Raw genomic sequence first — 13,657 nt, forward strand, 5'->3', positions numbered from 1 at the left:
TTCAACTCGATCAACCCAAATTAGCGAGACAACGAATGGTGAAGTGGAATTTTACTCTTGGTTTTGCGATCGCATCTGTATTTGCGATATCGTCGGCGACCGCTGCTGAGCCGAACCGCCCAATCGATTTGAGCCACTGGAAGTTGACGCTGCCTACCGATGCTTCCAATCAGTATGGCGGTCACGCGGCGGAGGTGTCAGCGGCAAAACTCACCGCCGGATTCCAAGATCCGCATTTTCAAACGGATGCAAAGGGGCATCTGGTTTTCTGGTGTCCCGTCAACGGTGCAACGACCGGAGGGACCAAGTACCCGCGATCCGAGCTTCGCGAAATGCTCGACGTGGACAGCTCGAGAGTGAATTGGCCGATGCCGGGAACTCACGTTCTAGACGCTCGTTGCCGGGTGACACAGGTCCCCAGCAACCCAAAAGTGATCATTGGCCAGATCCACAGCTACACGGGAATGTCCAAGCCGCTGATCAAGCTGCAATACGTCAAGGGCCGCATCGAAGCATTGATAAAGGAGAGCCCGACAAAGGACAAGGATCAAAAGCAAATTTTTGCCGGAGGCGATTTGAACACGGACATCGCTTATCAAATCAAACTTCAGGACGGAGTGCTGTCAATTACCGTCAACGGGGAGACGCAGTCGCAGAACGTTTTGGAGAATGATGCCGATTGGGCGAACCAGACATTCTACTTCAAAGCAGGCGCGTATCCTCAAGACAATGAAGGCGACGAAAGCGAAGGGGCGCGGGTTGCGTTTTCTTCGCTAAAGGTGAGTCACGTTCAAGTGATTGCACGTGATGGATCTAGCCAAGGCCGTTAGGATTACCCGTTTCGATTGGTGCCAACCCCGTGCCAATCCAAACGAGCCATTTTGCTAAAGCACTTGTCAATTTTACGCCAACGAGCCTAGTGGTTTGGAGTGTCTTTCGAGACGCTTCATGACACTGCTTTGTGACGCAGCACTTGACTTGCATCCGAAGAAACCACGGTCCTGAATCACTTCGGCAACCTCTTCTGGAACGTGCTCGGTCCAGCTCGAATCGCCAGCTTGGATCATTCGCAAAACCTCGCGTGAAAATGTTTCGAGATGCAAGGGATTGAAATTGTCCAATTGCTCAATGCATCCTTTTTCTACCAAGTACTGATACAGTTTGCGGATTTCGGGTGCAATTTGCAGATTGTCGACCATGGTCAATTCGCCCGTCTCGCGATTGAGCAGGGGATAGATGTAGAGTTTTAGATCGTTTTTGAACATCCTTCCAAAGGATTCAAGGATACCACCATCCAGCTGCGTGTAGTACTTTTCGTCAAACAATTCGCAAAGCGAACCGGCACCCATCGTGATGCCAATTTTCTTCTTGGTGTACCGTGCCAAGTAGGCTGCCAAGCGGTAGTACTCAAAGTAATCCGAAATCAGGACTGTCATTCCACACGCGGCAAGCGTATCGGCTCTCGCTAAAAAATCTCGCAGATCGATATCGCCGTTGGCTTGCAAATTACGCATCGTGATTTCCGCCAACGTGACAACTTCCTCTTCCTCGACATCCACTTCGTGGGTGAATTTCTCGTGAGCCGCCTCGAGCATATCGAGATTGACGTGGGTGATCGGTCGAAAGCTGCCTCGTTGGACGAGGATGGGCTTTTTGTAAAGAACTTCCGAAGGCTGCATCACTTCACCGCTAGCCGAAAACATCGCCGAATTGCTCAATCCTAATTGGACCAATCGCAAACTCATGACTCGATTGTCAACGTGTCGGAAGGCGATGCCTGAAAACTCGATCATATCGATTTCGATTCGCCGAGTGCTCAGGTCATCGAGTAGCGATTCGATCAACTGGTCCGGTTCGTGATTGAGGAAGAACGCACCGTAGAGCAAATTGACGCCGACAATCCCGAGGGCTTCTTGCTGGAGCGAGTTTTCGGTATCAAGCATTCGTACGTGGATAATGATTTGGCTGTCTTCGTCACGCGGGTGAGCTTGAAAACGAATGCCCATCCATCCATGGCAATCGTTGGTCCCATGAAAATTACGAGCCGAAACGGTGTCGGCGAAAGCAAAGAATGCGGTTGTGTCGCCACGCTTTTCTTTGAGTCGTTCTAGATTCAGGCGGTGCTCGTGGTCGAGCATGTCTTCCATTCGTTGCCGGCAAACGTAGCGCTCGCATTCGCCGTAGATGGCATCACTGACCGACATATCATAGGCCGACATGCTCTTGGCAATCGTCCCGGCTGCCCCCCCGGCACGAAAAAACCAACGCACAACTTCTTGTCCAGCACCAATTTCAGCAAACGAGCCATAACGCCGCGGATCGAGATTAACGGCGAGAGCTTTCTGTGCGGTATTGGCTTGGACGGATGTCATAGAAATTGCCCCAGAGGTCGTTACAAATGAAATGTCTCTGTTAGATATGAGTGACAGACCACTCCGAGGCGGGGAGAAAGACGCCAAGTCGTTCAGGTTTTCTGGATATAAGGCCCTGCAAGCATCATTGCCGGAATGATCGGCCATTTGCTCCGTCTATCCGAGACGTCGTCTCGGTTTCTTGCCGGGTCTGCCGTTGGTTGCCCCAGCCCATTCAAGACGCTGGCAACTCAAGAGGCTTTTACAAGCGGTCGGCCCAAGTGGCGACATCACTCCGGGTTGCTCCGTAGGGAACGCGGCCCAGAACAGGAACGTCGCTATATCTCGAGATCTCCGCTGCGTTTTCGTCAGCCGATGGGTCAAGCGAGTTGCTGACATCGCTCAACACGATTCCGATGGGTGTGATCCCGATCGCCTTTGCGGCGGTACAGGTCGCTAGCGTTTGATGGATCGTACCGAGTCGGTTTGCTGCGACGATGAGGACGTCGATCGTTCCCAGGGAGCGGGCCAATTGCTTGATGAGATCTGCATTGAGAAATCCATCCGCTAGGGGACTAAAGAGGCCACCGGCTCCCTCCACAATCAAGATATCGTACCCTTGCTTCCAAGGATCGACCCCGCTGACGAGCAGCTCCGCATCAACCGTCTTGCCCTCGGCTCGCGCGGCATTGGGTGGAGCAAGCGGTGCTAAAAATTTCTGGGGGCAGACATCTGCCAAAACGCCCGGTTTTCCTGCTGCATTCCAAAGTTTCCGTGCGTCATCGGCGATCCGTTCACCCGCTTCGGCATGGCAATCGCTCGCTACCGGCTTGTAGACTCCAACTTGGCTGCCAGAATATCGGAAGGATTCGGCAACTAAACATCCGACAAACGTTTTGCCGACATCGGTGTCGGTTCCGGCAATCATCAGTCGTTTTGGCGATCGATTCATTTCGTCCACTTTCTTACCATCAGGATTTTTTGTCGTGACACGCAGCGTAAAATTAGGCCTTGTGCAGATGAAAGATGCCGGCACAAAAGCGGCCATGATCGAGAATGCCTCCAAATGGATTCGCGATGCAGCGGGGCGTGGAGCCCAAGTTATCTGTCTACAAGAATTGTTCAACGGGCCTTACCCCTGTCAGAGTGAGGATCATCGCAATTTTGACCTAGCCGAACCGATCCCTGGCGAATCGACCGAAGCGATGTCCAAGTTGGCGGCGGAGCTTGGCGTGGTGATCGTCGTCCCGCTATTCGAACGCCGAGCAGCCGGTTTGTATCACAACACGGTTGTTGTCATGGACGCTGACGGATCGTTGGCAGGCGTTTACCGAAAGATGCATATCCCGGATGACCCATTGTTTTATGAGAAGTTTTACTTTGCGCCTGGCGATTTAGGTTTTCGCCCGATCCAAACGAAGTTCGCCAAACTCGGGGTGGGAATTTGTTGGGATCAATGGTACCCCGAAGCTGCTCGTTTGTTTGCCCTTTCCGGCGCTGAGATTTTGCTCTATCCGACCGCGATTGGTTGGATTGATGAAGAGAAGGACGAGTTCGGTGCGGGGCAGCTTGATGCTTGGCAAACGACAATGCGTGCTCACTCGATCGCGAACGGCTTGTGGTTGGGCGCACCCAACCGCGTCGGAGTCGAAGGTCAGTTAGAGTTTTGGGGGTCCAGTATAATCGTTTCGCCTCGCGGCGAAGTCGTTTGCGAAGGCAGTCAAGAGGAAGGCGTTTTTATCGCCGATTGCTGTCTCGACGAGATCGATCTGGTGCGGACCCATTGGCCGTTTTTACGCGATCGTCGAATCGATGCCTATGGTGGATTGCTCCATCGATACAACGATGAACCGATTCCGTTTCCGAAGCCCTGATCGCCGTAGTCGAAGTTGCCAGACTTTGGGCGGAATTGATTGCGCGGGTCCAGTCTTTGGCGAGATCGGCTACTTCCAAATCAAATGTCGCAGAGCCACTAACTATCGGAATCATCGAGGCCGTAGTCTTTGATTTTTTTGTGCAGCGTATTGCGGTTGATCCCCAGCATCACAGCTGCTTTGGTTTGGACGCCACCGCAAACGGTTAGCACTTGCGAGATCAGCTCCTTCTCGACTCGCTCGACGACTAAGCTGTGCACGCCCCCTTCTTCCAAATTCGCTTCGCCAATGCCGCGCATGACGACGTCGCGGGTCAACGAATCAATGTCTCCGGAAGATCTTTCGACACCGACAGGGACTTCGTTGTTGGTGACGCACAATGGCAATAAGCTAGGTGTCAACTCATCGGTCTCGGCCATCACAACGGAGCGTTCGATGTAGTTTTGCAACTCACGAACGTTACCGGGCCAATGGTAGTCTTGGAGAGCTTCGAGAGTTCCCGGCGCGATGTGCACAACATAACGATCGTTGATTTCGTTGTAGTATTCGAGAAAGAATGAAACGAGCGCGGGGATATCTTCACGGCGTCGGCGGAGCGGTGGGATTTCAATGGGTACGACATTTAATCGCCAATACAAGTCTTCACGAAATCGTTCTTCGTGAACTTCGTTCATCAGATCGCGGTTGCTTGCCGCGATGATGCGGACATCGGTGCTGAGTGTGGTCGTATCACCGACGCGCTCAAATTCTTTTTCTTGCAGCACGCGAAGTAGTTTCACCTGCAAGGTCAGCGTTGTGCTGTTGATTTCGTCCAAAAAAATGGTACCGCCCGCTGCGGCTTCGAAACGACCAGCCCGGTTGGCGACCGCACCGGTAAAAGCTCCGCGAACGTGTCCAAACAATTCGCTTTCCAGCAAACTTTCACTCAATGCACCGCAATTCACTCGCACAAACGGGCCGCCGCTACGGTGACTCAGGCGGTGGATCGCCCCGGCGATCAATTCCTTGCCGACTCCGGTTTCGCCAAGGACCAAGACGGACGCATTGCTGCCAGCGACGCGGCGGGTGATGCGATAAACCTCTTGCATCGCTGGCGAATTGCCGATGATCCCCGCAATGGGAGCGTCGCTGGTGCCGTTAGGGGAGTTACCGAGAATCGCCATGAAATATTCTTGCGTGTCTGCAAACCCTATCTTTCCTAATTAAATCGACTCATCCTCTGCGAACGTCTTGGATCGCCGAATCACTCACAAAAATAGTCTTTAATTACCCATTCGGGTACCCGCCAATGATTTGATTTCTGCTCGCTAATACCTTGCAGTCGTCGTCTAAACAGAAGATAACAAAATGAGCCGTACCAAATTTTGCGCCTCTTCAACAGAGAAATCAGATAATGAAGCCCACTCGCCCAAATGCGTCAAAAGACTCGGTCACCCACAAAGTCGCCTCACCCGAAGCAAAATCATCCGCTGGAAAATCGTCGGGCACCGCGAACGAGGCGAATTGCGAGGCCAAGAACGAACGTTATCATTGGCTTGGTGCCCATTTGGAAACTCGCGACGGCGTCGAAGGGGCTCGTTTCGCAGTATGGGCTCCAAATGCGACTGAGGTCAGTGTGTTGACCGACGGGAACGGTTGGCAGCACGGAAGTGATTGGCTTTCGGGCAGCGATTCGGGCGTCTGGTCCGGTTTTATTCCGGGTGTAGTGGAAGGCACTAGCTACAAATATGGTATCCGAACGAAGCAAGGCGAACTGCTTCACAAAGCAGACCCGTTCGCCTTTTCCGCCGAGCATCCGCCGGCGACCGCGTCGATCATCCACAGCCTTGACAATTATCAGTGGAATGACTCCTCGTGGATGAACGAACGAGCCGAATCCAACTGGCTGACCCGCCCGGTATCCATTTATGAAGTCCATCTCGCTTCATGGAAACGCCCTTGGGATGGACGTCCCTACCACACCTATCGAGAACTTGCTCCGATGCTTGTCGACCATGTCAAGTCGTTGGGGTTCACCCATATCGAATTGATGCCGATCGCCGAGTTTCCATTCGATGGCTCGTGGGGCTATCAAGTAACCGGCTACTTTGCTCCGACGAGCCGTTTTGGATCGCCCGACGATTTCCGTTACTTTGTCGATTATTGTCACCAGCATGGGATTGGTGTCATCATGGATTGGGTTCCCGCTCACTTCCCCTATGACGCGCACGGGCTAGCCCGATTCGACGGGACGGGGCTTTACGAGCATGATGATCCGAAACAAGGATTCCACCCCGATTGGAAAACGCATGTTTTCAATTATGGACGAAACGAGGTGTGTGATTTCTTGCACGCCAATGCGAGATTTTGGCTCAAGGAATACCACATTGATGGACTTCGTGTCGACGCCGTCGCATCGATGTTGTACTTGGACTATTCACGGAAAGATGGTGAGTGGATTCCGAATTGTTTTGGAGGGAACGAAAATTTCGAAGCGATCGACTTTATGAAACAACTCAATACCCATTTGCACGCCGACTTTCCTGGTGTGATGACTTTGGCCGAAGAATCGACCTCTTATGGCGGAGTTTCGCGGCCAGTCTATACCGGTGGCCTTGGCTTCGGTTTCAAATGGGACATGGGTTGGATGCATGACACACTGGAGTACATCAAGCGTGATCCAATCTACCGCAAGTACCATCAAAACGAATTGACATTCCGTTCGGTCTATGCCAACAGCGAAAACTTTGTGTTGCCGCTATCGCATGACGAGGTGGTTCACGGCAAAGGGTCGCTGCTTTCGCGTATGCCGGGTGACGATTGGCAAAAGTTCGCCAATATGCGACTGCTTTATGGATACCAATACACCGTGCCAGGCAAAAAGTTGTTATTTATGGGGTGTGAGTTTGGGCAGCGGGGTGAATGGAATCACCACAGCCAACTCGATTGGAAGCAGCAGGCGGAACCGCTCAACAATGGGCTACAGTTATTCCTCGGCGACTTGAACCGAGTTTATAAGGATTATCCTGCACTGCATGAACTCGATTGCACACCAGGCGGTTTTTCTTGGATCGCTGCGGATGATGCGGCCAAGAGCATCTATACCTACTGCCGCACGTCAAGCGATGGCCAGCAAGTCGTGGTCGTGGTCAACTTTACCCCATCGCCTCATTTTGATTATCGCATTGGGGTACCAGGCAAGGGATCGTACATCGAAATTGTCAATAGTGATTCCGAGCTCTACGGTGGTAGTAACATTGGCAATTTGGGGCTGCGCCAAACGGACGACCAGCCGAGTCACGGACGCCCCTACAGCCTCGAACTAAACATTCCACCCTTGTCAATCGTGATGCTAACGCTCGATTCGGCCGCCGCGACTGAAAAAGCAGACGCCAGCAAAGCGTAGCCAGAATCGACCAACGGAAGACCTAGCATCCACCGCGATGCAACTTGCAAAGATCGTTCCGCTTTCTTGCATCGTTGCTTATGAATGTAGGCTGCAGGAATTACATTGGCGGCTGGACATGGGAGCCAGGTTGAAAACAAACGGGCTTATCGTTAACGACCCCTAGGTAACCTAGATGCCCATTTGCTGGAGCATATCAGCGATCCGGCCAAGGGTGTTTGTCAACAAGGGGTGTGATTCTTCGAAACTTCGCGCTGACTCATGCACTTGTTTGCTAAGCTGAGTTCCCCCTTTCGCTTTGCTTTCAATGACTCGTTCAATTTCCTGCATCGTGTTTCGTAGTCGTTCAACTTGTTCGGGGTCGAGGTGTTCAGCTTCTTCGAGCTCTTGATGAACCGAGCGGAGCGCCTTTAGTAGATCGTCTTGGGGCATAGCTATTTCCTTTTGGTTTGGTTGTCGACAACAAGGCGGTCGGCAAATGTATTTGAGCAGATACTCTATCCTATATGGATTCTATCAGAAATCGGTTCGCCCACCATTTCTTTCAGGCGATCGGGAAGTCACTTCACGAGACCGATTCTTCGGTGTATCCTGACCCTTCAGGAACTGGAAAGAAACGAATAGTGACAAAGCGACGATGGTAAATACAAAATATGCTCGTGTTTTAGACCACCCGGAATCCTCTATTCGTTGGGATCAAGAGTCCCCGTTGACGATGACGGTTGAAACGCGTGAAGGCGAAATTGAAACGCGATATGGTCGATTCGTTGGTGGTCCAGCGGATGGGGTCGAAGTGGTCGAAATCGATACGGGTGTGATGCGAGTCGTGGTGTTGCCAACACGTGGCATGTCGATTTGGAAGATTGAATCAAAAGGAATTCGTTTTGGATTCGACTCCCCCATCGCTGGACCGATTCACCCATCGCTCGTGCCTATCGATGACCCGAGTGGGCTCGGGTTTTTGGAGGGTTTCGATGAGCTGGTCGTACGTTGCGGACTTGAAAGTAACGGAGCCCCGGAGCATGACGAGCATGGGAACTTGGTTTATCCCGTGCATGGACGGATTGCAAACTTGCCTGCCGACGCATTGTCGATCGAATACGATGAAGCGTCGGGACGTTTGGAATTGATCGGTGAAGTGATGGAGGCGCGATGGTTCGCCAAGCGACTTCGTCTAAAGAGCCGATTACGCGTGCGAGCAGGCAGTTACCGCGTCTACCTACTTGACGATGTCACCAATGAATTGTCGAAACCTGCCACGATGCAGCTCCTCTATCACATCAATATCGGTTCGCCCGTTTTAGACGATGGTGCGGTACTCGAAGCTCCCATTGAGGAGCTTGCTCCGAGAGACGAATTGTCAGCGGGCGAAATCGACGAGTGGAACCAATTTGGTGCACCGCAGGACAACTATGTAGAACGGGTCTACTTCACGAAGTTGTGTGTGGACGATTCGAATGAGACGACGACGATGGTTCGCAGTGGCGACGGATCATGCGGATTAGCCGTCACGCACAATGTCAATCATTTACCCTATTTCATTCTTTGGAAAAACACGGCTGCCAAGAGCGATGGGTATGTCGTCGGCATGGAGCCAGCAACGAACTTTCCCAACAAGCGGTCGTTTGAAACCGAGCAAGACCGATTGGTGACGATTGAACCAGGCGAGACAAAGTCGTTTCGATTGTCGTTGTTGCCGCTGATCAATGAGCAAGCGGTCAACAAGACCAGCGAGCGAATCAAGTCGCTCAGTGAAACCTTTGAAGCAACCGTTCACCGGCAACCCAAAGCGGGTTGGTCCGATATGTCTTAGGGCGGCGTGTCGCAATGTCGCTCGAGCATCACGCTACCTTTCGATAGCTCGCTTGATCGGTATCGATGCGATACAAGTGCTCTCGGGTTGGCGGCATCCCCGACAATCCTTTGGATGCCTTTTTCGTCGCGACGACTTGAAAAATCTTGATCGAACCTGCCGTGAAGCCGCCCGAGGCACCGGCCAGATAGGCGACCCATAGTCGGTAACGTTCTTGGCCCACGAGTTCGATCGCCTGTTCCTTATTCGCCGATAGGTTTTTGCACCAAAACCGGGTCGTCAATGCATAATGCTCACGCCATGATTCGACATCGTGGACTTCGAAACCACTTTGTTCCATAAAATCGGTGGTCATCCCGACGGGGGTCAATTCAGAACCTGGAAAAATGTACTTGAGCAAGAACTTTCGTTCGGGTCGGATTTTTGCCGCATGCCGCTTCGACTTTTTCGAACTTCTAGCGATCGCGTGATTGAGTACAACGCCTCGATCGCGAAGCATTGAATTGATCTTGTCGAAATAACGCGGGTAGTTTGCGACGCCGATATGCTCGGACATTCCAATACTGGATATCTTATCATAGGTACCGACATGGTCTGCGTAGTCACAGATCTCGACGCTAACTTGATCGGTTAGCCCGAGTTCGGCGATTTTGGCTTTGGCGTAATCATGTTGCTGCTGCGACAACGTGATGCCATGGGCTTTGACGCCAAAATGTTGGGCTGCATGACAGATCAACCCACCCCAACCGCAGCCGATGTCGAGCATCGTATCGCCGGGTTCCAGCCGCAGTTTACGGCAAATCATATCGAGTTTGTCATGCTGAGCTTGATCGAGCGAGTTGTTCCAGTCACGGAAATAGCCACACGTATAAATCATTTCTTTGCCCAGGAACAATTTATAGAAGTCGTTCCCGACATCGTAGTGAAATTGGATGTAGTCGGTGTTTTTGCGTTTCGATTCGTCGCGTCCGACCATATCGTCGCGGAAACCGGCGTCAAGATCGGCGACTTCCGTCTTCGCAAACAGGAAAGGCAACGTCCGTTTGGCAACCATCCATTTGCCAATTTCTTTTAGCCGTTTTCGGTTGGATCGTTTTGTTTTGAGAGCCTCGGAAAAATCGATCAAATCGCCGCCTTCGAAATCGATATGCCCGGTCGCATAGAGTCGTACGAGGGTTTCGAGCCCCGGTTTTCGCAATAATGCACCGATCACCCCCGGCCCGGATAGACTGATGATAAACTTTCCATCGGCTGCCGCACCTAGGGGAATAACGTCGCCATCCCAAAGTCGCACCGATGCATTCAGATCGAGTGGTTCGGCAACTTCACGGAGAATTTCTTTAATTGAACGAAGTTGCGTTTGCGCTGAAAATAGGTGTCCCATCCGTGGAACCTCCAGAGGTAGGAAAGGTAAGTTTTTCGGGAAGCGGGTCGATCCTACCAAAAACAGTGCAAAATCACTTAGACCAATTTTTTCCGGGCAATCACCACATCTTCGGCGATATTCCGACTTAATTTGAAATCGCGATGCGAAAAGATATCGATCATCCGTTGATTGGCTGGGGACATTTCCGCAACCACACTTTGGATTTTCCAACGTTTGCAGAGTTGTAAGCAATAGTCCGTCAAAATCGCACCGATTCCATGCCCCTGCCATTTGTCGCTGACCAAAACCGCAAACTCGGCTTCACGGTGATCGACGTCAGCGACGAGGCGACCGACGCCCACAAAAACGGGTTTGCCTTCGTGTTGAATCTCCGCTGCGATTGCCAATTCTCGGTCATAGTCGGTAAAGCAAAATCGGGTCGCCATTTCATGCGTGGTCGCTTTGAACATATAGCGAAACCGCATCCGCAGCGTTTCTGGCGAGCAAGACGCCACCAAATCACACCACTGTGGTTCGTCTTCCGGTGCGATCGGACGCAATAGGAGTGGCGTATGATCGGACAGCGTAAATTGCTCACGGAATTCGGACGGGTAAGGCCGTATCGCCAAGTGGGGGTAAAGCGATTGAGACTCTCTGGCCGATCCGTTTCGCGAATCGAGATTCCCTGGATCGCGACGATCGAGAATGATGCGGCAATCGAGAGCCACAGCGTCTTCGGGGGTCACCAGCAACGGGTTGATGTCAAGCTCTTTGATTTGAGGATGATTGGCAACCAAATAGCTAATTCTCATTAGCACTTCGACGAGCCGATCGAGATGGACTGCCGGTTTGCCTCGGAACTCACCGAGCATCGGCCACGCTCGTAGGGATTGAATCATACGGCGAGCGAGTGTTTCGCTCAGCGGAGGCAGTTCAAGCGAACTGTCTTGCATGATCTCAGCCATGGTACCGCCAGCACCGATGAGCAAGACGCTGCCGAAGACCGGGTCGCGCTTGGCTCCGACGATCAGTTCCCGCCCGTTGGGGGATGTGACCATGCTTTGCAGCGTCACTCCTTCGATACACGCATCTGGCCTTCGTTGCTTGGCTTGCAACGTGATCTGACCAAAGGCATCGGCAACGCCTTGAGGGTCGGTCAAATTCAAGATCACGCCACCCACTTCGCTCTTGTGTGTGATTTCTGGTGAAAAGATTTTCATCACGACGGGGTAGCCAATTCGTTTAGCCAATGTGACAGCATCATTGCTGGAACGAGCGACTAACGTTTTGGTGGTTGGCACGTTGTAAGCTTCGAGTAGCGTTTTCGATGCGACTTCGCTGAGTGTGTCGCTGCCTTCGCTGCGCAGTTTTTCGAAGACGGATCGCATTTTCGTTTGGTCCAAGTGAAAACGAACGGGGATCGAACGAGGCGTTTCATACAAAATCTCTCGCCTACGTGCGTACTCGACCAAATACATAAAGGCGGAGACGGCTTTTTCGGGAGTTCGATAGACAGGAAGACCCGCATCGCTCATTAGCTCCATACCCGGTCGAACACGGACGCCTCCCATCCATGCGGCAAGCACCGGTTTGGAAGTTTTCTTTGCTGACGTCAAAACCACTTTGGCTGTCTCTACTGGAGCGGTCATCGCTTGAGGCGAAAGGATGACCAAGAGGCCATCGACGTTGTCGTCCTGGAGTACGATTTCGATCGCGTCCTGGTATCGCTGTGGTGGCGCATCGCCGAGGATGTCGATAGGATTGCCATGGGACCAAGCCGATGGCAGGATCGCAACAAGTTTCTCAAGCGTTTGTTTGGACAGCGTTGCGAGTGTGCCCTGGCGTTGTAGCAGGGCATCGGTCGCCATCACGCCTGGGCCTCCTGCGTTGGTAACAATCGCCAAACGCGGGCCTTTCGTTTCGTTCTTTCGTGCTAGCAGTGCAGCACAATCAAAGAGATCCCCTACTTCAAAAACGCGGACAATCCCTGCTCTCGCAAAGGCGGCCTCATAGACGCTGTCGACTCCCATCATCGCCCCCGTGTGTGACGCGGCAGCTAGAGCCGATTCGGTGAACCGGCCAGCTTTATAGGCAATGATTGGTTTGCTTCGAGTGAATGCTCTCGCTGCGCTCATGAATCTGCGTGCATCCGTGATCGACTCGACGTACAAGATGATCGAATCGGTGTATTGGTCCATTGAGAAATAGTCGATTAAATCGGCCATTCCGACATCGAGCATATTGCCAACGGAGACAAAGTAAGAGAAGCCGATTTTCTTTTCGATTGCCCAATCGAGCACTGCAGTGCAGAGCGCCCCCGATTGAGAAATAAAAGCAATGCGGCCCTTGGGCGGCGAATCGCTGGCGAAGGAGGCGTTCAGTCCTCGATGCGGCGAGATGATTCCAAGACAATTTGGCCCGACGATCCGCATGTTGTCGTAGCGTTTTTTTACCGTCAAGATTTCCTGCTCGAGCTCTTGGCCCCGCTTACCGACTTCGCGGAACCCGGCGGACAGGACAACGATGCCACGAATCCCTGCTTGTCCGCAGCGGTCGATCGCATCGGGGACGTTCGCAGCCGCTATCGCAATTACCGCCAAATCGGGTGTTTGCGGCAAATCGTCAAACGACGAATAACAGCGTACACGCTCAATCTCTTCAAAGCGAGGATTGACCGGAAAAATTTCGCCTTGATAGCCGCCCGCGATTAAATTTTGAATGACCGTGCGTCCGACACTCGATTCACGCGGCGTTGCCCCCACGATTGCAACGTGCCGCGCAGCAAAAATCTTGTCGAGGTTACGAATCGACATAACTATCCTATCATCGCTAGTACAAAAGTGTTCGGTTGACCATTTGCCATTAGAG

10 protein-coding genes are annotated in these 13,657 nt (G+C 52.3%); 4 read left to right on the top strand and 6 right to left on the bottom strand.

The window, feature by feature from the left end:
• Positions 1 to 35 precede the first annotated feature (35 nt).
• Positions 36 to 830 (top strand): polysaccharide lyase family 7 protein, encoded by a 795-nt coding sequence (locus Q31b_RS03730; protein WP_146598272.1) that lies wholly within the window; start codon positions 36 to 38, stop codon positions 828 to 830.
• Positions 831 to 902: 72 nt separating this feature from the next.
• Here Q31b_RS03730 and Q31b_RS03735 read toward each other — a convergent pair whose 3' ends face one another.
• Together Q31b_RS03735 and bioD are read right to left on the bottom strand one after the other, a co-directional pair.
• Positions 903 to 2,372 carry a TonB-dependent receptor gene (locus Q31b_RS03735; protein ID WP_146598273.1) on the bottom strand — a complete coding sequence of 490 codons (1,470 nt, stop codon included), beginning with the start codon at positions 2,370 to 2,372 and terminating at the stop codon, positions 903 to 905.
• Positions 2,373 to 2,613: 241 nt separating this feature from the next.
• Positions 2,614 to 3,303 carry a dethiobiotin synthase gene (gene bioD, locus Q31b_RS03740; protein WP_197170859.1) on the bottom strand — a complete coding sequence of 230 codons (690 nt, stop codon included), beginning with the start codon at positions 3,301 to 3,303 and terminating at the stop codon, positions 2,614 to 2,616.
• Positions 3,304 to 3,337: 34 nt separating this feature from the next.
• Between bioD and Q31b_RS03745 the strand changes: the two genes are divergently transcribed.
• Positions 3,338 to 4,225, top strand: a complete 888-nt coding sequence (locus tag Q31b_RS03745; RefSeq protein ID WP_197170861.1) for a carbon-nitrogen hydrolase — start codon at positions 3,338 to 3,340, stop codon at positions 4,223 to 4,225.
• A 98-nt stretch (positions 4,226 to 4,323) separates the two neighbouring features.
• On the opposite strand, the gene Q31b_RS03750 is transcribed toward Q31b_RS03745, so the two are convergent.
• Entirely contained in the window at positions 4,324 to 5,388 is a 1,065-nt protein-coding gene (locus Q31b_RS03750) for a sigma-54 interaction domain-containing protein (protein ID WP_146598276.1), read from the bottom strand.
• Between the two features lie 230 nt (positions 5,389 to 5,618).
• Here Q31b_RS03750 and glgB point away from each other — a divergent pair, with 230 nt between their 5' ends.
• A complete protein-coding gene (gene glgB / locus Q31b_RS03755) occupies positions 5,619 to 7,610 on the top strand; it encodes a 1,4-alpha-glucan branching protein GlgB (protein ID WP_146598277.1) in 1,992 nt (663 codons plus the stop codon).
• 171 nt (positions 7,611 to 7,781) lie between these two features.
• Here glgB and Q31b_RS03760 read toward each other — a convergent pair whose 3' ends face one another.
• On the bottom strand, positions 7,782 to 8,042 hold the full coding sequence (locus Q31b_RS03760) for a DUF4404 family protein (protein ID WP_146598278.1): 261 nt from the start codon (positions 8,040 to 8,042) through the stop codon (positions 7,782 to 7,784).
• Between the two features lie 205 nt (positions 8,043 to 8,247).
• On the opposite strand from Q31b_RS03760, the gene Q31b_RS03765 reads away from it, so the two are divergent.
• Positions 8,248 to 9,423 (top strand): aldose 1-epimerase family protein, encoded by a 1,176-nt coding sequence (locus Q31b_RS03765; protein WP_146598279.1) that lies wholly within the window; start codon positions 8,248 to 8,250, stop codon positions 9,421 to 9,423.
• A 28-nt stretch (positions 9,424 to 9,451) separates the two neighbouring features.
• Here Q31b_RS03765 and Q31b_RS03770 read toward each other — a convergent pair whose 3' ends face one another.
• Positions 9,452 to 10,807, bottom strand: coding sequence for an SAM-dependent methyltransferase (locus tag Q31b_RS03770; RefSeq protein WP_146598280.1), 1,356 nt, complete (start codon positions 10,805 to 10,807; stop codon positions 9,452 to 9,454).
• 77 nt (positions 10,808 to 10,884) lie between these two features.
• Positions 10,885 to 13,602, bottom strand: a complete 2,718-nt coding sequence (locus Q31b_RS03775) for a bifunctional acetate--CoA ligase family protein/GNAT family N-acetyltransferase (protein WP_146598281.1) — start codon at positions 13,600 to 13,602, stop codon at positions 10,885 to 10,887.
• Between the last annotated feature and the right edge of the window lie 55 nt (positions 13,603 to 13,657).

Origin of the sequence: Novipirellula aureliae (genome assembly GCF_007860185.1) — a bacterium.
Classification (GTDB): domain Bacteria; phylum Planctomycetota; class Planctomycetia; order Pirellulales; family Pirellulaceae; genus Novipirellula_A; species Novipirellula_A aureliae.